21 protein-coding genes and 1 pseudogene are annotated in these 16,379 nt (G+C 69.4%); 6 read left to right on the plus strand and 16 right to left on the minus strand.

Features of this window, described 5'->3' with window-relative positions; translation table 11 throughout:
• Window positions 1-162 precede the first annotated feature (162 nt).
• Entirely contained in the window at window positions 163-1,464 is a 1,302-nt protein-coding gene (locus C475_RS13580) for an outer membrane protein assembly factor BamB family protein (protein WP_049930592.1), read from the plus strand.
• A gap of 8 nt (window positions 1,465-1,472) precedes the next feature.
• Here C475_RS13580 and C475_RS13585 read toward each other — a convergent pair whose 3' ends face one another.
• The 8 genes from C475_RS13585 to C475_RS13620 form a co-directional block, all read right to left on the minus strand.
• Window positions 1,473-2,195 carry a TIGR00266 family protein gene (locus C475_RS13585; protein ID WP_006884420.1) on the minus strand — a complete coding sequence of 241 codons (723 nt, stop codon included), beginning with the start codon at window positions 2,193-2,195 and terminating at the stop codon, window positions 1,473-1,475.
• A gap of 381 nt (window positions 2,196-2,576) precedes the next feature.
• Window positions 2,577-3,698 carry a DUF4349 domain-containing protein gene (locus C475_RS13590; protein WP_006884421.1) on the minus strand — a complete coding sequence of 374 codons (1,122 nt, stop codon included), beginning with the start codon at window positions 3,696-3,698 and terminating at the stop codon, window positions 2,577-2,579.
• A 59-nt stretch (window positions 3,699-3,757) separates the two neighbouring features.
• Window positions 3,758-4,567, minus strand: coding sequence for a nitrilase-related carbon-nitrogen hydrolase (locus C475_RS13595; protein WP_006884422.1), 810 nt, complete (start codon window positions 4,565-4,567; stop codon window positions 3,758-3,760).
• Complete coding sequence (locus C475_RS13600) at window positions 4,564-4,992, minus strand: CoxG family protein (protein WP_049930594.1); 429 nt, start codon at window positions 4,990-4,992, stop codon at window positions 4,564-4,566. The genes C475_RS13595 and C475_RS13600 overlap by 4 nt, the downstream gene beginning before the upstream one ends.
• 36 nt (window positions 4,993-5,028) lie before the next feature.
• Complete coding sequence (locus C475_RS13605) at window positions 5,029-5,253, minus strand: DUF7123 family protein (RefSeq protein ID WP_006884424.1); 225 nt, start codon at window positions 5,251-5,253, stop codon at window positions 5,029-5,031.
• A gap of 36 nt (window positions 5,254-5,289) precedes the next feature.
• Window positions 5,290-5,487, minus strand: coding sequence for a DUF7525 family protein (locus C475_RS13610; RefSeq protein ID WP_006884425.1), 198 nt, complete (start codon window positions 5,485-5,487; stop codon window positions 5,290-5,292).
• A gap of 102 nt (window positions 5,488-5,589) precedes the next feature.
• Entirely contained in the window at window positions 5,590-6,642 is a 1,053-nt protein-coding gene (locus C475_RS13615) for a phosphate uptake regulator PhoU (RefSeq protein WP_006884426.1), read from the minus strand.
• Between the two features lie 181 nt (window positions 6,643-6,823).
• Window positions 6,824-7,939, minus strand: a complete 1,116-nt coding sequence (locus tag C475_RS13620; protein ID WP_006884427.1) for an ATP-NAD kinase family protein — start codon at window positions 7,937-7,939, stop codon at window positions 6,824-6,826.
• 171 nt (window positions 7,940-8,110) lie between these two features.
• Between C475_RS13620 and C475_RS25170 the strand changes: the two genes are divergently transcribed.
• Window positions 8,111-8,236 (plus strand): hypothetical protein, encoded by a 126-nt coding sequence (locus C475_RS25170; RefSeq protein ID WP_268869916.1) that lies wholly within the window; start codon window positions 8,111-8,113, stop codon window positions 8,234-8,236.
• Between the two features lie 7 nt (window positions 8,237-8,243).
• On the opposite strand, the gene C475_RS13625 is transcribed toward C475_RS25170, so the two are convergent.
• The 6 genes from C475_RS13625 to C475_RS13650 form a co-directional block, all read right to left on the minus strand.
• Window positions 8,244-8,951: a competence/damage-inducible protein A gene (locus C475_RS13625; RefSeq protein WP_006884428.1), complete on the minus strand. Its 708-nt coding sequence runs from the start codon at window positions 8,949-8,951 to the stop codon at window positions 8,244-8,246.
• Between the two features lie 119 nt (window positions 8,952-9,070).
• Window positions 9,071-9,865, minus strand: coding sequence for a DUF5803 family protein (locus C475_RS13630; protein ID WP_006884429.1), 795 nt, complete (start codon window positions 9,863-9,865; stop codon window positions 9,071-9,073).
• A complete protein-coding gene (locus C475_RS13635) occupies window positions 9,862-10,548 on the minus strand; it encodes a DUF2110 family protein (protein WP_006884430.1) in 687 nt (228 codons plus the stop codon). Before C475_RS13635 ends, C475_RS13630 begins: the two co-directional genes overlap by 4 nt.
• Complete coding sequence (tfe, locus tag C475_RS13640) at window positions 10,548-11,075, minus strand: transcription factor E (protein ID WP_006884431.1); 528 nt, start codon at window positions 11,073-11,075, stop codon at window positions 10,548-10,550. The genes C475_RS13635 and tfe overlap by 1 nt, the downstream gene beginning before the upstream one ends.
• A 95-nt stretch (window positions 11,076-11,170) precedes the next feature.
• Window positions 11,171-11,755: a tRNA (cytidine(56)-2'-O)-methyltransferase gene (locus C475_RS13645; protein WP_006884432.1), complete on the minus strand. Its 585-nt coding sequence runs from the start codon at window positions 11,753-11,755 to the stop codon at window positions 11,171-11,173.
• Between the two features lie 89 nt (window positions 11,756-11,844).
• Window positions 11,845-12,504, minus strand: coding sequence for a DsbA family protein (locus C475_RS13650; protein ID WP_006884433.1), 660 nt, complete (start codon window positions 12,502-12,504; stop codon window positions 11,845-11,847).
• A 115-nt stretch (window positions 12,505-12,619) separates the two neighbouring features.
• Between C475_RS13650 and C475_RS13655 the strand changes: the two are divergent.
• A pseudogene (locus tag C475_RS13655) lies at window positions 12,620-13,709 on the plus strand (NAD-dependent epimerase/dehydratase family protein).
• A 38-nt stretch (window positions 13,710-13,747) separates the two neighbouring features.
• Here the strand turns inward: C475_RS13655 and C475_RS13660 are convergent.
• The gene (locus C475_RS13660) at window positions 13,748-14,209 is read right to left on the minus strand and encodes a YbhB/YbcL family Raf kinase inhibitor-like protein (protein WP_006884437.1); all 462 of its coding nucleotides are present in this window, start codon (window positions 14,207-14,209) and stop codon (window positions 13,748-13,750) included.
• 169 nt (window positions 14,210-14,378) lie between these two features.
• On the opposite strand from C475_RS13660, the gene C475_RS13665 reads away from it, so the two are divergent.
• The 3 genes from C475_RS13665 to C475_RS13670 all read left to right on the plus strand — a co-directional run bounded on the left by C475_RS13665 (window position 14,379) and on the right by C475_RS13670 (window position 15,833).
• Window positions 14,379-15,134 (plus strand): DUF2797 domain-containing protein, encoded by a 756-nt coding sequence (locus C475_RS13665; protein WP_006884438.1) that lies wholly within the window; start codon window positions 14,379-14,381, stop codon window positions 15,132-15,134.
• A gap of 52 nt (window positions 15,135-15,186) precedes the next feature.
• Window positions 15,187-15,309 carry a hypothetical protein gene (locus C475_RS25175; RefSeq protein ID WP_268869917.1) on the plus strand — a complete coding sequence of 41 codons (123 nt, stop codon included), beginning with the start codon at window positions 15,187-15,189 and terminating at the stop codon, window positions 15,307-15,309.
• Window positions 15,310-15,371: 62 nt separating this feature from the next.
• The gene (locus tag C475_RS13670; protein WP_006884439.1) at window positions 15,372-15,833 is read left to right on the plus strand and encodes a hypothetical protein; all 462 of its coding nucleotides are present in this window, start codon (window positions 15,372-15,374) and stop codon (window positions 15,831-15,833) included.
• Between the two features lie 36 nt (window positions 15,834-15,869).
• Here the strand turns inward: C475_RS13670 and C475_RS13675 are convergent, their stop codons facing one another.
• Window positions 15,870-16,367, minus strand: a complete 498-nt coding sequence (locus tag C475_RS13675; RefSeq protein ID WP_006884440.1) for a protein-tyrosine phosphatase family protein — start codon at window positions 16,365-16,367, stop codon at window positions 15,870-15,872.
• Between the last annotated feature and the right edge of the window lie 12 nt (window positions 16,368-16,379).

The following is a 16,379-nucleotide window of genomic DNA, read 5'->3' on the forward strand; positions in this document are numbered from 1 at the left end:
GGATCGCTCTCAGTCAGTTCCACATCGACCGCCCGAATTCGAGCGGTCGTCGTGGGAAACAGTGAGCGCAATCCGTCCGAGGCGACGGGCGGATCGGAGGACCGCGCGATTTCCGGTCCGTTGTCGTGACACTTATCCTATTAGTTCCTGAACGGCGGATAGATGCCCTCGATATCCAGACGGTCGGTCCTCGCTTCGCTCGGCCTCGGCGCTGTCGGCGCCGGCGGCTACGGCGCCATGCGGTACGCCACGCAGTGGAATCCCGACCCCGAGGACTGCACCATCGAGGAAAGCGACCGATCCACCGAAGCACCTGTCGAGGGGTCATTCCCGCATCCACGCGCAGACCATCGCATGTCGGGACACGTCTCGGGCACGTCCGAGACGGGGACTGGAGACGAGTACTGGCGGACGGATATCGGATCAGGACCGAATAGTCTTGGCGTCGGGAGCTTCGCCGCACCCGTCGTCTCGGGGGAGTACTGTTACGTCTCCGACCGCCGGCTCTACGCGCTGAACCGGTCCGACGGGACGCTGGCCTGGTGCGCCGACCCCGGACCGCGCGAGCTCACGTCCCCGACGGTCGCGGACGGGACCGTCTTCGTCGCCTCGCGGTTCGTGGTCGGCCGTGCCTGGCGCGGCGTCACCGCGTTCGACGCCGAGACCGGCGAGCGCCAGTGGCGCGCACCGAGTCGGCAGTTGCTCAAACCGAGCGTCGGCCTGCCGGAGACCCTCCCGACGGTCCGCGACGGAACGGTGTATATCGGTGGCGCCGCCGAGACCGGAGCGGTGACCGCGCTCGACGCCGACACCGGCTCCGTCGAGTGGCAGACCGACGTGGCTGAACCGGGATCGCGAACGGCTTCGGCGGCAGTGGGCGACGGCGGCGTCTTCGTTCTCGTCGGGCGCCGTATCGCGCGGCTCGACGCGACCAGCGGCGACGTGACGTGGGAGACCGCCGCGGGCGAGGCGTACTGCCCACCGGTGCTCGCCGACGGCGCCGTCTACGCGCCCCACGACGACCGTTCGATCGCGAGGTGGGACGCCACCGACGGCGTCCATCAGTGGACGGTCGAGCGGTTTCGGGAGCGTCCGCGCTCACTCGCCGTCGCGGACGGCACGCTGTACGCCGTGACCGAGCGGAAGATCACCGCGCTCGACACTCGTGAGCAAACCGTCTCGTGGGAGCGAACGGGGGCGGATCTCGTAGAGGCCGGCGTCTCCGACGAATGGGGGGCCACCCTGCGCCACTGTACCGTCTCCGACGACCGCGTCTACCTGAGTATCGGGAGTTCGCTGGCCGTGCTGGACCGGTCGGACGGCTCGCTGGTGGCGACGGTCGCGTTCCCCGAAGAGTCGGACGGTGACGCTGTGTACGCCGGTCGGCCGGGCGTCCCCGCCGTCGTGGGCGGCGTCGCGTACTGTCTCACGGAGACGGGGGACCTGTACGCGCTCGACGTCTGAGCGACCTTTCAGATGTCGCCACCGACTTCGACGTCGGCACCGCCGCCGGAGTTGCCGGAGGGGAGCCGCGAGGCGAGGTCACTGACGAACTCGCCGTAGTTGCGGGTCTGCAGCAACACCGTCCCGGGGCCGGTGAACCGCATGACCAGCCCCTCGTCGCTGAACAGCGTCTCCTTCATGCCGCCGACCCGCTCGGTGTTGTACTCCATCGACGCGTCCCAGGCGACGACGTGCCCCGAATCGACCGTGAACACCTCGCCGGCGTCGACCTCGCGCTCCTGGATCCCGCCGAAGGCCGATAGGAACAGCGGGCCGGTCCCGGCGGCCTTCAGCAGGAAGAGTCCCTCACCGCCGAACAGCGTGTCCAGGCCGCCCACGTCGGTGTCGAGTTCGACGCCCGACCCGGCGGCCTCGTAGGCGCCCGACTGGACGTAGACCTCGTCGCCGTCGAGCTCTCGGGCGGTCATGTCTCCCGGCGTCGTCGCCGCGATCTGCACGATTCCGTCGCCTCCCTCGGCGGTGAACCGGTTCCGGAACAGCGACTCGTCGCCGAGTACGGAGTCTTTGACCGACTCCAGGAACCCCTCGTCGGAGTCGCCGATCCCCGTCTCCATCCGGATCGTCTCCGTGTGCGAGACCATCGCGCCGGCCTCGGCGGTGAGCTCCTCTCCCGACGATAGCTCGACCGAAGCGACCGCGTACGACGGTCGGTTCTCGAGTTCGTACTCCATGGTCGTCTCGGAACGTTTCAGACGGAGAGTAAATATCTTGTCCCCGAGTTGTAGTCGTGGGCCGCCGACGAGCGCGAGTTCCCGTCACCGTCGGATCGAGGGCTCTGACGGGTCGAATCCGGCGATCGAAAGGTGAGAGGCGGGCCGTAGACGAGGAGGCGAACCGCGGCGGCCTGTCCGGACAGGTGCCGCGGCGAGTGGTCGACGTGGGCCTGGCCGAGCGCGGTTGGATTGCCGGGTGCGACGTGAAAAGCGTCTTGCCGGCACTCATTGGTTACGCGTCCTCCGATATAAATCTCGTGTCTGGGACGGGCCACGAGTGGCGTTCCCGTGCGACCGTCTCACGCTTCGGGGCGCCTGCCGGAACCACCCAGAAGTCGCTCACTCGTCGCTGGACCCGTCCGCCCCCTCGCCGCCGCCGGCCTCAGGCTCTTCGGACGACTCGTCGGCAGTTCCCTCGTCGTCCGTCTCGAACTCGGTACGGAGGCCCCCGTCCGCGCCATCGCGGCCGTCGGACGGACGCCGCGAGCGCGACCGACCTCCGACGAACGGCAGCCGGCGCTTGATACCCACCCGTCGACCGGCGCCGACGACCAGCAGTGCGGGCACGCCGAGCCCGACGACCCACGGGACCGCGGCGACTCCCGCGACGAACACGGTGCGAGCGAAGGTGACGAAGCCGCCGACCGAAGACGCGAACACCGCAGCGGGCGACTGCTCGTGGAACGGCGTCGGCCCCTCGGGCGCGACCGCGTCCGGTTCGGGCTCGCGGAGTTCGACGCGGACCGTCGAGAACGAGACCCTGTCGCGCAGCGACCGCTTCTGGGCTTCCAGTCGCTCGATCTCGCCCTGAACGTTGGAGAGCTGCTCGCCCACGTCCAGCAGGTCCTCCGTCGTGTTGGCCGAGTCGTACAGCGAGCGCAGCCGGTCGCGCTGGGCCCGGAGGTTCTCCAGCCGAGCCGTCAGGTCGACCAGCTGGTCGGTCACGTCCTTCGTGTTCGAGTCGGCCGACAGCACCGTCCCCTGACCCTGGGTGGCCTCGTACAGCGCCGTGAAGTTGGTCGAGGGGACCCGCACCTCGACGTAGCCGGTCCGCCAGGTCTCGTTCTCGCGGTGGTGGAGCCGGACGTTCGACCCGGAGACGTACCCGCCGAGCGCCGCCGCGCGGGTCCTGACCGCCCGCTCGGCGACGGAGTAGTTCTCGACCTCGACGGTGACCGTCCCGGTCTTGATCAACGCGCGGTCCACCTGCGCGGCCGCGTTCGGTCGGCCGTCGTCGCCGTCGCTCGCGCTGAACTCGGCGTCGCCGGCGTCGCTACCCCCACTTCCGCCGTCACCGCCGCTTGCGCCCGCACTGCCGTCGCCCCCGTCACTGCCGCCACCGTCGCCGCCGTTCGCCTGGAGATCCGCGCCCTCACGGTTCGCCGAATCGCCCGATCCCATGCTCGCACAGCCCGCCAGGGCCACCAGCACGACCACGAGAACCGCCGCTTTTCGTCCCATGCTCCACGGATCCGACCGTACAGATAAAGGGATGCCGTGGCTTCAAACGCGCCCTTGAGCTATCGACGGCGGTCTTCGAGCGCGGGGAACTCCGACCGGACTTCGGCGACGCGGTCGGCGTCCACGTCGGCGGTGACGATGGCCGACTCCTCGCCGGCGCTCGAACGCGTCGTTCCCCACGGGTCGTATATCGCCGACCGACCGAGCAGGTCGGCGTCGTCGAAGCTCCCGACGCCGTTGACGGCGCCGACGTACAGCAGGTTCTCGACGGCGCGCGCCCGCGGGAACAGCCGCCAGTGCTCGACGCGAGGGTACGGCCACGCGCTCGGGACGAGGACCATCGTCGCCCCGGCGTCGACGAGCTCGCGATACAGCGAGGGGAACCGCAGGTCGTAGCAGGTCGTCACGCCGACCGTGTGCTCGTCGAACTCGACGGTCGGGACCGCCTCGCCGGGCGTCAGGAGGTCCTGTTCGGCGGAGCCGTAGCCGAACAGGTGGTGTTTGCGATACACCGCCTGGCGCTCGCCCCCGCGGTCGAGGAAGACGGCGGCGTTAGCCAGCCCATCGGCGGCGGGCGTCTCGACGCCGTCGGCCCGCGAGGCCGCCAGATCCTCGACGATACTGCCGGCGAGGACGCCCACGTCGTGTTCGCGCGCGCTCTCGGCGAGGGCCGAGACGGTCGGGCCGGCGACGCTCTCGGACCGCCGCTCGTAGCTGTCGAACGCGAAGTAGCCGACGTTGAAGATCTCGGGGAGCGCGACGAGGTCCGCACCGTCGGCGGCGGCCTCGGCGACGGCCGTCCGCGCGCGGTCGAGGTTGCCCGCCACGTCGCCGCCCTCGATCCGGAGCTGGGCGAGCGCGAGCCTCACACTTCGACACCGAGGTCGTCGGCCAGCGCCTGCTCTAGGTTCTGCATCTCGTCGTCGAGGTTCCGTTTGAAGAAGCGTTCGACGCCGGGCAGCGAGCCGTCGACGACGAAGCGATTGGTGAGCCGCGTCCCCTCGTCGGTCTCGGTCAACTCGTGTTCGCCGATCACCTTCATCACCTTCGAGCGACCGACGAACCGAACGTACTCCGGCGCTCGGCGCTCCTCGTCCTCGGTCTCGACGCCGATGGTCCGGTTCACGACCGGGATCGGGAGGTCGAGTCGCCAGGTGGCGCTCCCGTCGTCGTGGACCGTGTAATCAGAGACCACGCTGATGGCGCCGGCTCGTTTCCCCGGGTCGGCGATGAACTCCCAGACGCGCTCGCGGTCGACCGGTAGCTCGAACGACCGCTCCACCCGAACAGTCATGCCGGTGCTTCGAACTGCGTCCCCTAAAAGAGCCCGTTAACTGAGCGTGACGCGCCAGGTCGTCGAGCGCGCGCGCCCCCACTTCTCGATGTCGACGTCGTCGGTCTCCTCGTCGAGCTTCGGCAAGCGCGCACCGACCTGCTTCGAGGAGAGACCGATCTGCTCCGCGATGTTCTTCGCTCTGAAGTAACTCTGCCCGCGCGAGACGCTGTCGCGTAGATAATCTAGAATCTCCCTGTCCTCCTCGCCGAGTTCGCTCATACGCCGGGCTAGGTCGCGAGCGCCCTTAAGAATTCCTTACGCGTCCCCGGCACCGTAGAGGTGGATGCCGGCGATCGAGCAGATACCCCCGACGATCGCCAGGGCGAAGCTCCAGCCCGCCACCACCTGATTGCTGTAGGCGACCAGCATGCCGACCGCGCCCGCCACCGCGAGCACGCCGAACGCCAGTCCCAGCCCGATGCCCATGTCCGAGCCCGCGGTAACCTCGCTCATACCCTCCCGTTCCGTCACTCACCACTTAATTCATTCGAGGTCGGCGCAACGGCCGGTTCGGCCGAGACGGGACGGTTCCGGGGCGTCGCCCCGGACCGCAGCTCAGTCCTCGGTGGAGTCCGACTGGATGGTCGTGTGTTCGGACTCCTCGCTGAGGGCGAGGTTCGTCGCGATCTCGGCGTTCCGGACGGCGTACTGGGCGGTCTGCTGGAGGCTCACGAGCACCTCGCGCACCCGCAACACGTCGTCGTTGGACATCTCGTCGAGGTCGTCGAGTATCTCGGCCTCGCGGTCGCCGATCTCGGCGAACATCTCGCGGACCTCGACGGCGATGTCGTAGTCGCGCTCGACGGCCGCCTCGACGGCGAGTTCGGTGATCTCGTTGACCTGGTCGGTGAACTCCCGGATGCGGCGCATCGTCGAGGAGTCGACGTTCAGCGAGTGCCCCTCGGTCTCCAGGGCGATCTCGGCGATGTCCTCGGCGTTGTCCGCGGTCAGTTCGAGGTTCTTCGCGATCGAGCGGTAGCCGATGAGCGGGAACCCGTCGTTGAGTCCGACCGCCCGCGCCAGGTTCGGGTTCTGGTAGGAGGTGAAGATCAGTCGCAGCAGGAGGACGAAGATCTTGTTCGCCTGCCGTTCGCGGTTGAGCGCCCGCTGGGCGAGGTCGGGGTTGCCGTGAGCGAGCGCCTTGATCGCCTCGTTTCGCATCGTCGAGCCCGTGCTCTCGAGGCGTTCGAGGAGGTTATCGAGCGTGAAGTCCTCCGGGTCGACCGAACAGCGGATGGCGATCCGCTCAGGCGTCTCCTCGACGACGCCCAGCCCCATGAGCTGCGTCTCGGCGTTGTAGACGGCGTTGATGTGTGCGCTGTCGAGCGTCCCGCTCTCGCCGGCGTCGACGTGGATGATGCGACGGCCGAGGACGTACTGCGAGAGGATCGCCCGTTCGAGCGCGTCGGCGTTGAGGTCTTCGGCGTGGATGACCGCCTCGGAGTCCTCGCCCTGGACGGACTCGGGCATCACCGTCAGCGTCCCCTTGCCGCCCATCCGCAGCGATACCTCGTCGCCCTTCTCGACGTTGTGCTCCTTGGCCCACTTCGCAGGGAGGGTCATCGCGAGCGTCGACGGACCCAACCGCTGGACTTTCCGCGTTTCCATACCCTTTCTTATTCGCTGTCGACCTTAAACGTATCCATACACCGTATAAGATACCGTCGAATACTATTACATTCGATGGACGATCGTCCGAAAATCGATACCGCCGTTCTGAATGGATCACATACTAGGTATCTCGGGGGACGTGGCGCCGGCGGAGAACGGGCCGGCAAGCGGGATTCGGTCACGCGATATCGACGAGTCGGCGCTCGTAGCGGCCGACCCTGACGCGGTGCCAGCCGCGCAGCGAGTCGTCGAGGTCGGGGTCGCCCGTGTCGACACGGAGGGCGTCGAGTCCGTCGAGTTTCGCACGCGTCGCGACGATCTCGACTGTCGACCGGCGGATCACCGCGGGTGAGATCTGCTGGTTGCCGCGACCGAAGACGAACCCCTGGCCGCCGATCGGCGAGACGACGACCACGTTTCGCTCTCCCAGGGCCGCCTCGATGTCGGCGGCGCCGCCGTCGCGGACGACCACCTCGCCCGACGGGCCCGCACCACCCTCCCGGCCGTCTTCGGCGTCCGCCCGCCACACGTCGACGCCCAGCGGCGTCCCCTCGAACCCGAGTTCGGCCTTGATCGCGCCGACGGTTCCGCCGGGACCGAGGACGTACGTGACCCCGGGTTCGACCTCCTCGGCGACCCCCTCCGCGAGCGTCGCGACCGAACCGCCGCCGGTCTGTTTGCTCGCCTGGCGCTGCTCGGCGACGGGCGTCTCCGCGATGGCCCGTAGCTCGGTCGACACCTCCTGGGCCCGGTAGGCGTCCTCGTCCACGTCGTTGACCTCGCCCGTCTCCACGTCGTCGAACGACGCGGCGACGATCCCCGCTTCCCGCGGCCGCACCGCGAACACCGACGAGTAGATCTTCACGCCCGCCGGCACCCCCAGGATCGGGATCTCGCTGTCGATCTCCGCCAGCGTCTCGGCCACGTCGACGGCGGTCCCGTCCCCGCCGACGAACAGTATCAGGTCCGCGTCGCGCTCGACGAACGCGCGGACCGCCGCGCGAGTGTCGGCCGCCGTCGTCTCCCCGTCCTCGTCGTCCGAGGGCGCTCCGACGACGAGGGGGTCGAACCCGGCCGCGCGCGCGGCGTCCTCGCCCATCGGCCCGTCGAAGGCGAGTATCTCAACGTCCGCGTCGGTTTCGGCCAGCGCGTCCAGCGCGGTCCGCGCCCGCTCGGGCGCCCGCGGCTCGGCCCCGCGTTCGCGGGCTTCTCCGACTTTCCCGTCGGTACCTTTCAGTCCCACTCGCCCGCCCATGCCGGCGATCGGGTTGACGAGCACGCCGATCCGTCGCATCACCCGTGATTCGGTGCGACCGGGCAAAAGCGGCCCGACTCCGAGAGCCTGTCGGCCGAATCCGGCGACCGGTCTCTCCGGCGACCGATTCCCCCGCCGACTCCGCCCGGACCGGCGCGAGCGCGGCGGAAAACGGGCGGTTTTACATCGCGTCACGCGAAACGCCCCGATATGTACATGCCGCTGCAGGAGAGCGCCGAGGCCGTGCAGGGCGGGCTCATCAACGTCGCGGGGTTCGTGATGCTACTGGGCGGACTGCTGTTGACCGCGCTGTGGTGGAAAGTCCTCTACCGGTAGCGCCGCGTTACTCGCCGCTCTCCTCCTCGATATCGACCAGCTCGACCCGGTCGCGTAGCCACGCCGCGGCCGATTCGACCTCCTCGTCGCCGCCCTGGATCTTCACCCGCACGGAGTCGCCGGGGTAGCTCCCGACGGTCACGTCGAAGCGGTCGCGCAACTCGTCGATCCGGTCGAGCAGCGCGCTCTCGGGCTCGTCGGCGACCACCGAGGTGACGTGTTCGACCTCGCCGGCGAACTCGTCGGCGACCGTCTCGAACATGGCTTCCATCTCCGCCGGGACGCCCGGCAGGACGTAGACGCTCCCGATGACACAGCCCGGCGCGACGCCCTCGGGGTTCTTCAGCAGGCGAGCGCCCCGGGGGATGTCCGCGGTCCCCTCCGCCAGGTCGTCGGCCGCGTACCCGCCCTCCTCGGCGAGCCACTCCAGGGCCTCGTCGCTCTCGACGACCTCGTGGCCGAAGGCGGCGGCGACGCCGTCCATCGTCAGGTCGTCGTGGGTCGGCCCGAGCCCGCCGGTCACGAGGACGGCGTCGTACGCGGCGCGGTACTCGTTGACGATGCGGGCGATGTCGGCGACCCGGTCCGGGAGCGTGACGACCCGCTCTACGTCGACGCCGCGCTCCGTCAGTCGCTCCCCCAGCCAGGCGGCGTTCGTGTTCACGGTGTCGCCGACGAGCAACTCGTCGCCGACCGTGACGATAGCCACGCGCATACCGACCGTTGGCATCCGACCCGTAAAAGGTCGCCTGCTTCCGGTCAGATACGTCCGCGCGGCTCCGCCTCCGCTCCGTCACCCGTCGCGACCGCCGAGCGACGGGCCGGCCGTCGCGACTACCGCATCCCCGGCGGCGGGTCGTCGTCGTCGAACTCGTCGGTCTCGGTCTCCACGTCCAGCCCGATCTCCTCGCGTCGGCGCTCCAGCACGCGGATCTGTCGCAGGTAGTAGAGCGCGCCGCCGATGCCGACCAGCGCGAGGACTCCGCCGATCCCGCCGAACAGCAGCAGGTCCCGCGCGAGGTAGTACCGGGTCACTATCGGTCCGCGGTCGGTCGACTGCCAGCGGACGATCATCCGGTCCGAGCCGTCGGGGATCTTCGCCGTCGACCCGCCGGGCGAGACCTGCGAGAGCAGCGGCACGCCGACGCGGGCCTGGGGCGGAAGCACGACCTCGACCGAGTGGGACGACTCGATGAACATCGGGATCGCGAACCGCTTGGCGTTAGGCCGGTTGGCCGTGAACGCAACCTGCCCGCCCGCCTGGGGCAGCGTCACGTTCAGCCGCGAGTTCGTCGCGTTGACGTAGAAGTTCGACCGGTTCGACGGCGCGACGACCGTCCCGTTGTCGGGGTAGCGGAACCGGAGCGAGGCCACGTCCAGGGGCTCGTCGGTGCCGAGTTCGCTCCGCTGGTAGAGCTCGACGTACGACTCGTTCTCGACGCCGAGGATCCCCGTGAAGTTCCCGCGACCCACGTCGTAGGTCGTCGTCGCGTTGGTGTCCCACTCGTAGGTCGCGTTCTGGTTGAGCTGGGCGTCGTCGGGGCCGCCGCCGCCGAACGGCGACGCGCAACCGCCCAGCGCGACGAGCACCGCCAGCAGGCCGAGCGCGAGGACCAGTCGCCGCCTCATGGCACGACGCAGAGCAGCTCCGCCGACATGTACTGGCCGATGCTGGCCAGCAGCCCCGGCGGGTCGGTGTCCTCCGTGCAGACGATGCTCTGTTCGAGCAGCCCGAGCCGCTCGACGGTCACGATGTCCTGGGCGTGGCCCGCGCGGTTGACCGTCGCCCGCGCCTCCGCCCGCGTCGCCGAGTTGACGTTGACCCGACCCGCGCCGCGCGTCCACTCGTAGAGGCGGTCGCGCTCGGCGTCGGCCAGCCGCGCGGGCTCGTCCTCCTCGGGGTCGGCCGCGACGAACCGCATCGGGAGGTGCTGGACGAGACCGAACCGCGTCCGGATCTGCTCGGGCGTCCCTTGCCCGAGCCCGATCTCCCCGGCTGGGATCCGCACGTCACGTCCGAACCCCGCGTCGAGGACGAACCCCTCGTCGTCCCACGATTCGAGGGTCCCGACGTGTTCCGCGCCCGGTTCGATTTCGGGCGCGACCTCGCCCCACTCCTCGGCCAGGGCGTTGGCCGCGACCGTCGCGTCCTCGCCGTCGAGGGTGACCTCGGGGAACTCGTCGCCGCGGATCTCCAGGTCGACGGTCACGTCCAGGTCGCCGACGACGTTGTTCACCTGCGAGCGCAGCGAGTCGGTCGCCCGCGAGCGGGCGTCGCCCTCGACGTACAGCTTGGTTGCGAGTACGACCATCAGGCCTCGCCGTGCTCGACGTTCAGTTCGTCGCGCAGTTGTGCGATCCGGGTCTCCATGGCGTCGACCAGGCGGGTGTTCTCCATCGCCTCGACGGGGTTACCGCAGTCGGGGCACTCGAAGCCGAACTCCATGGCCTCCCCGAACTCGAAGCGGATGCCGCAGTGCTCACAGAGGTAGAACTCGTTGTCCTTCTCGTAGTCCTCGCGCTCCTCCAGCGCTTCGAGCAGGCGATGCATCTCCGACTGGAGCTGCTCGGGGATCTTCTCGTATTCGAAGGTCCACAGGTAGGTGAGCCACCCCGAGTCCTCGTCGCGCAGTCGGCGGTAGCTCGCGAGGTCGTTCTCGTAGAGGATGAACAGCGCGCGGCGCACGTCGTTGAGCTCCAGGCCGAGTTCCTCGGCGAGTTCCTCGTCGGTCACCTCGCCGTCCGGCGGCGCCGCCGCCACCGGCATCCCTTTCGGGCCGACCAGCTCGTGCAAGTACTTCTGTATAACGGGGTTCTCCAGAAGTTCGTCAAAAGCCATTACGTCCGTCTCAGTCCGTGAGGCGTTTAAAAGCACCGGATGGACGGAACCGTCGCGTCCGGTCGTCTCGACCCGGATCCGAACTTCGGCCCGCCTCACTCGGCCCCGTCGGCCGGCCCTGCGTCCCCGTGTCGGTCGGCGCCGCCCGGTTCGACGACGCGCTTGCCGGTTTCCTTCGGGATCACCTCGCGGTCGGCGTCGGCCCACTCGCGGTCGAGTTCCCGCCCGTCGAACAGTCGGTCGAGCGTCACCGCCAGCGACGCCACTTCCGAGTGGGGCTGGTTCGTCACGGCGACGTTGTAGTCGGCGCGTTCGTACACGTCGAACGATACTTTCTCGGCGCCGACGACGAACAGGACCGGGTCGCCGCCGTCGAGCGAGGCGCGGAGGTCGCCCTGCACGTCCTGGATCGGCAGGCCGTACATCGTGAGGTGGACGACCGGACCGCTCCAGTCGGAGATGGTGGCCTTGGGTGCGTCGGTGACCTCGACCTCGAAGGGGCCGCCGAAGCGGTCGGTGATGTCCCGGACGGTGTCGGCCGACCCGGACGCTTTCGGGCCGAAGACGACGCGGTCGGCGCCCAGCGCCCGCGCAGTGAGTCCGACGTGAGTCGTCATCCGGTCGTCGCGACCCGGCCGGTGGCCCAGCCGCAACACCGCGACTTCGGGTTCGTCGTTCATGCGCGACGGCTACGCGAGCCCCGTTTAGGAGCCTTCCGACCGAGGGACCGGACCCCCTTCGCCTCGTTCCCGCCGTCCCATCCTCACTCTCAGCCGTCGGAGCGCGCGCTCTCGATCGCCGACCGGACGGTCTCCCAGCCGAACCCGTCGACGGCCGACCCGTTCACGAACACCCACGGCGTGCCGCGAACGCCCGCGTCGATCCCCTGCTGTTTGTCCTCGCCGACCACCCGCCGATACGTCCGGCCTTCCGCGGCCGAACGCGCGCGCTCGCCGTCGACATCTACTTCTCCTGCCAGGTCGGCGTACGTCGACGGCCCGAACTCGCCCTGGTTGTCGAACAGCAGGTCGGCGTAGTCGAAGAAGGCCGCGTCGTCCGCCTCGTGTTGGACGGCCCGCGCGGCGTTCGCGGCCGTGTAGGACACCGGCGCGTGGGTGTCCAGCGGGAAGTCGTAGTGTTCGTAGCGGACGACCCCCTGGTCGACGTACTCGCGCTCGATCTGCGGGGCGACCTGCTCGTTGAACTGGCGACAGGCCGGACAGGCGAAGTCCTTGTAGACGCCGACGGTCACCGGCGCGTCCTCGGGTCCCTTGGTCGGCGCCGACAGCGACACGTCCCGGGCCGTCGGCGTGCTCCCACCACCCGAACTGGAGGCGAGTCCGCCACAGCCCGCGAGCGCGGTCCCGGCGACCGCCGCCGCTCCCGCGAGGAACGCACGCTTGCTCGACCCCCGTGTTCCGTCGTTCATACGTCGTCTGTGGCCCCTGGCCGGTTTACCGTTGTCGGTGACACGTTCGGACGAACCCGACTCTCCGCCCGGAATCTACCGCAACACACATGTCGGCGCTGGACGACGTTCGCCCATGGATCTCTCCGGGAAGCGACTGGTCGTGACGGGTGGGGCAGGTTTCGTGGGCTCGCACCTCTGTGAGCGACTCGTCGCGGACAACGAGGTGGTCGCGGTCGACGATTTCTCGAACGGCGAGCGAGCGTGGCTGCCCGACGGGGTCGAGGTCGTCGCGGGCGATCTGACCGACCCCGAGGTGGCCGCCGAAGCCATCACCGAGGACGTCGACGGCGTGTTCCACTTCGCCGCGAACAAGAACGCCGCGGCCGACGACATCGAGCAGTACCGCTTCAACAANCCATCACCGAGGACGTCGACGGCGTGTTCCACTTCGCCGCGAACAAGAACGCCGCGGCCGACGACATCGAGCAGTACCGCTTCAACAACGAACTCACCGAGACCGTCCTCGACCGCATGGACGAGGTGGGCGTCGACAACATCGCCTTCACCTCCTCGTCGACAGTGTACGGCGAATCGCCTCGGCCCACTCCGGAAGATTACGCCCCGCTGGAACCGATCAGCATCTACGGCGCCTCCAAACTCGGCGAGGAAAGTCTCCTCTCAGTCTACGCCAACAGCCACGATTTCACCGCGTGGGTGTATCGCTTCGCCAACATCGTCGGGCCGCGCCTCCAGCTCGGCGCGGTTATCCCGGACTTCATCGACAAACTCGAAGACGACCCCGAGTCGCTGACGATCCTCGGCGACGGGCGCCAGGAGAAATCGTACATGCACGTCGACGACTGTGTCGACGCGATGTGCCACGTCGTCGAACACGCCGACAGCGACTTCAACGTCTACAATCTGGGGACGCGAACGACGACCTCCGTGACGACNGCCACGTCGTCGAACACGCCGACAGCGACTTCAACGTCTACAATCTGGGGACGCGAACGACGACCTCCGTGACGACCATCGCCGACATCATCAGCGACGAGATGGGACTTGACCCCGACTACGAGTACACCGGCGGCGACCGCGGGTGGGTCGGCGACGTGCCGCGGATGCGCCTCTCCATCGAGAAGCTCTCCGCGCTCGGCTGGGAGCCCGCGGGGTCGTCCGACGATGCCGTCCGCCGCGCGACTCGCGAACTGCTCGCCGATTGAACGGGGAGTGTCTGCCGTCGCGGTCCGTCACCCGCGGCTCAGGGCGCGTATGTGCCTTCGATCTGGGCCTTGCCGACGACGCAGCCCTCGGCGGCGTCGTAGGCGTCGTCTTTCGTGGCCTCGCGCCCGAGGTTCAGGCGGTCGTCGAGCGCGTAGAGGAGGAACCGGTAGGTGTGTTCGCGGTCCGGCGGGTTCGGGCCGCCCCAGCCGGTCTCGCCGTAGTCGTTCTCGCCGGTGACGGCGCCCGCGTCTTCGGGGTCCCAGTCCTCGGGGATCGACTCGGTGTCCGGGTCGATGTTCCAGACGACCCAGTGGTCCCAGATCTTCCCGGCGGGCTCGCGCGCGTCGGGGTCGTCGACGACGATCAGGAACGATTCCGTGTTCGATGGCACCCCCGAGATCTCGAAGGGCGGGTTGACGTTGTCCTCGGTGTAGCCATACCGGTCGGGGATCGTCGCGCCGTCCTCGAACGCCGGACTGGTGAGTTGCAGGTCGGCCATGCTACTGGCGAACCGACGGCGGCCCGACAGTTAAACCCGCCCCACCGTTCGCCCGGCCTACAGGTTTCCGGCGACGGCGGGCCGAGCGCGCCGTCGCCGTCGCGGGACCCGCAGTAGTCGCCCTCGGCGGAGCGCCACGACTATATCCGGGGGTCGCCAACCCGCGGGCGTGCAGATAGTGGGGTACGAGACGGGTACCGACGGCCCGCCAGCGCTGCTGATCGCCGACGATGGGTCCGTCTCGACGGTGGCGCTCGAGCCCGGTACCGACCTCTCCTACGCGCTCGACGAGCGCCACTGCGCCGGCGTGCTCGACGACGGCTCGCACACGCCCTGCCCTCGCGACGGCGCGCCCTACTGCGACGACCACACCTATCGCTGGCCCTGCGCGCGATGCACCGGCGAGTGCTCGATGCCTGTCGAGTCCTGTCACGAGGAACACGCTATCTACCTCGCCGCCTTCGCTCCCGAGACGTTCAAGGTCGGGGTTACCCGGTCCTGGCGGCTGGACACCCGCCTGCGCGAACAGGGCGCCGACCGCGCCGCCCACCTCCGGACGGTCGCCGACGGCCGCGTCGCACGGCAGATCGAGGCCGAGATCGCGGCCGAAGTCGGCGACCGCGTGCGCGTCCCGACGAAGGTTCGGGGGCTCCACGAGCGCGTCGACGACTCAGCATGGAGTGCGCTGCTCACCGAGTTCGACCCGGTCGAGACCTACGACTTCGACTACGGGCTCGGTCTGACCGACCGCCCGGTGTCCGAGACGCTCGCTTCGGGCACGGTCAGGGGCGTCCAGGGTAGGGTGCTGCTACTCGACAACGGCGGCAGCACCTACGCCGTCGACATGCGCGACCTCGTGGGGTACGACGTGCGCTCGGGCGAGAGCGAGCGAAACCTCCAGTCCAGCCTCGGTGCGTTCGGGTAGGGCGACCGAACCGACCCGCGACCGAGCGCTCCCGCCGGCCCGGCGGTCGTAGATGTTTTACACAAGACATTTACCGGTCGCCGTCGCGCTGGCGGACGTGAATCGAGAAGCGTGGCTGGGCGTCCTCGCCGCGTCGGCGATCGGTATCTCGGTGCTCGTGCGACGGATCGCCTGAGCGACGGCGCCGGACGAGTTTGGTACGACAACCCTTTTGGGACGCCGCGGCCAAGCGCGACCATGGCAGACGACCCTTCCGACGAGAACGAGACAGCCGCCGAGGAGTCCGCCGACGAGGCCGCCGAGGCCGAGGGCGGCGACGAGGAGAGCGAGTCCCAGTCCTTCCGCGAGCGGGTCGAGGAGATCCGCCAGCAGCGCGCCGAGGAAGGCGAGGGCGACGGCGAGGGCATGAGCCGCGAGGAGCGCATGGAGGAGATGATGGGCGGGGGCGGCGGCCCGCCCGGCATGGGCGGCGGTGGCGGCGGCGGCAACCCCTTCGCGCAGATGATGGGCGGCATGATGGGCGGGGGCGGCGGCCCGCCCGGCATGGGCGGCGGTCCCGGCGGCCCCGGCGGTCGCGGTGAGGAGGAGTCCTCGTCGAAGGCCGACGAGGAACTCGTCCGCGAGGTCCGCAAGCTCCGCGACGAGGTCCACGACGCCCGCCGCGAACTCGGCCGCATCGCCGACGCGCTCGAGGACTGAAGCGCCGCTCCCGAATCGCCCCGCCGACCGACGCGCTCACCGTTTTGCGAGGTAGCAGACGGCCTGCTCGTGGAGCGCCGGGTGCGGCTGTGCCGGCGGTCGCGCCGACTGCACGTCGGAGAGCGCCGACCGGAGCGACCGGCCCTCGGCCACGGCGACCGCGACCGCGGCGACGGCCGCGCTCCGCGAGACCCCGTGCGAACAGTGGATCAGCAGCGCGCCCGCCGACTCCCCGAGGAGCCGACAGGCCGCGTCCGCGGCCGCTTCGAACGCGGTCCATTCGTTGTCGGGACCGTCGACGAGAGGGCGGTGATGTGTCGTCGCCGGTCGCGGCTCGGCTGTCAGCGAGAGGACCCACTCGACGGACGGATCTCCCGGGGGCGAGGCGGCTGCCGCCGCGTTCCCGACGAACAGGTCCCGCTCGCCGACTCGCCGAGCGATCGGTCGGTCGTGTTCGTAGCCGAACGGCCGGACGACCGCCTCCCCGTGGCGCCACCAGTCGGGGCCATCGTTGCCGCGGTTCGTGCCAGGCATGGCTGTTGTCGC

This window comes from Halosimplex carlsbadense 2-9-1 (assembly GCF_000337455.1).
Taxonomy (GTDB): Archaea; Halobacteriota; Halobacteria; order Halobacteriales; family Haloarculaceae; genus Halosimplex; species Halosimplex carlsbadense.

Coding starts and splice junctions, on each gene's coding strand:
- C475_RS13635 (WP_006884430.1), bottom strand. CDS start 10,548: ATGGTCGTACTCGCAACCAAGCTGTACGTCGAGGGCGACGCCCGCTCG.
- C475_RS13585 (WP_006884420.1), bottom strand. CDS start 2,195: ATGGAGTACGAACTCGAGAACCGACCGTCGTACGCGGTCGCTTCGGTC.
- C475_RS25170 (WP_268869916.1), top strand. CDS start 8,111: ATGTACATGCCGCTGCAGGAGAGCGCCGAGGCCGTGCAGGGCGGGCTC.
- C475_RS13675 (WP_006884440.1), bottom strand. CDS start 16,367: ATGCCTGGCACGAACCGCGGCAACGATGGCCCCGACTGGTGGCGCCAC.
- C475_RS25175 (WP_268869917.1), top strand. CDS start 15,187: ATGTTTTACACAAGACATTTACCGGTCGCCGTCGCGCTGGCGGACGTG.
- tfe (WP_006884431.1), bottom strand. CDS start 11,075: ATGGCTTTTGACGAACTTCTGGAGAACCCCGTTATACAGAAGTACTTG.
- C475_RS13610 (WP_006884425.1), bottom strand. CDS start 5,487: ATGAGCGAGGTTACCGCGGGCTCGGACATGGGCATCGGGCTGGGACTG.
- C475_RS13645 (WP_006884432.1), bottom strand. CDS start 11,755: ATGAACGACGAACCCGAAGTCGCGGTGTTGCGGCTGGGCCACCGGCCG.
- C475_RS13590 (WP_006884421.1), bottom strand. CDS start 3,698: ATGGGACGAAAAGCGGCGGTTCTCGTGGTCGTGCTGGTGGCCCTGGCG.
- C475_RS13650 (WP_006884433.1), bottom strand. CDS start 12,504: ATGAACGACGGAACACGGGGGTCGAGCAAGCGTGCGTTCCTCGCGGGA.
- C475_RS13660 (WP_006884437.1), bottom strand. CDS start 14,209: ATGGCCGACCTGCAACTCACCAGTCCGGCGTTCGAGGACGGCGCGACG.
- C475_RS13605 (WP_006884424.1), bottom strand. CDS start 5,253: ATGAGCGAACTCGGCGAGGAGGACAGGGAGATTCTAGATTATCTACGC.
- C475_RS13600 (WP_049930594.1), bottom strand. CDS start 4,992: ATGACTGTTCGGGTGGAGCGGTCGTTCGAGCTACCGGTCGACCGCGAG.
- C475_RS13615 (WP_006884426.1), bottom strand. CDS start 6,642: ATGGAAACGCGGAAAGTCCAGCGGTTGGGTCCGTCGACGCTCGCGATG.
- C475_RS13630 (WP_006884429.1), bottom strand. CDS start 9,865: ATGAGGCGGCGACTGGTCCTCGCGCTCGGCCTGCTGGCGGTGCTCGTC.
- C475_RS13625 (WP_006884428.1), bottom strand. CDS start 8,951: ATGCGCGTGGCTATCGTCACGGTCGGCGACGAGTTGCTCGTCGGCGAC.
- C475_RS13580 (WP_049930592.1), top strand. CDS start 163: ATGCCCTCGATATCCAGACGGTCGGTCCTCGCTTCGCTCGGCCTCGGC.
- C475_RS13670 (WP_006884439.1), top strand. CDS start 15,372: ATGGCAGACGACCCTTCCGACGAGAACGAGACAGCCGCCGAGGAGTCC.
- C475_RS13620 (WP_006884427.1), bottom strand. CDS start 7,939: ATGCGACGGATCGGCGTGCTCGTCAACCCGATCGCCGGCATGGGCGGG.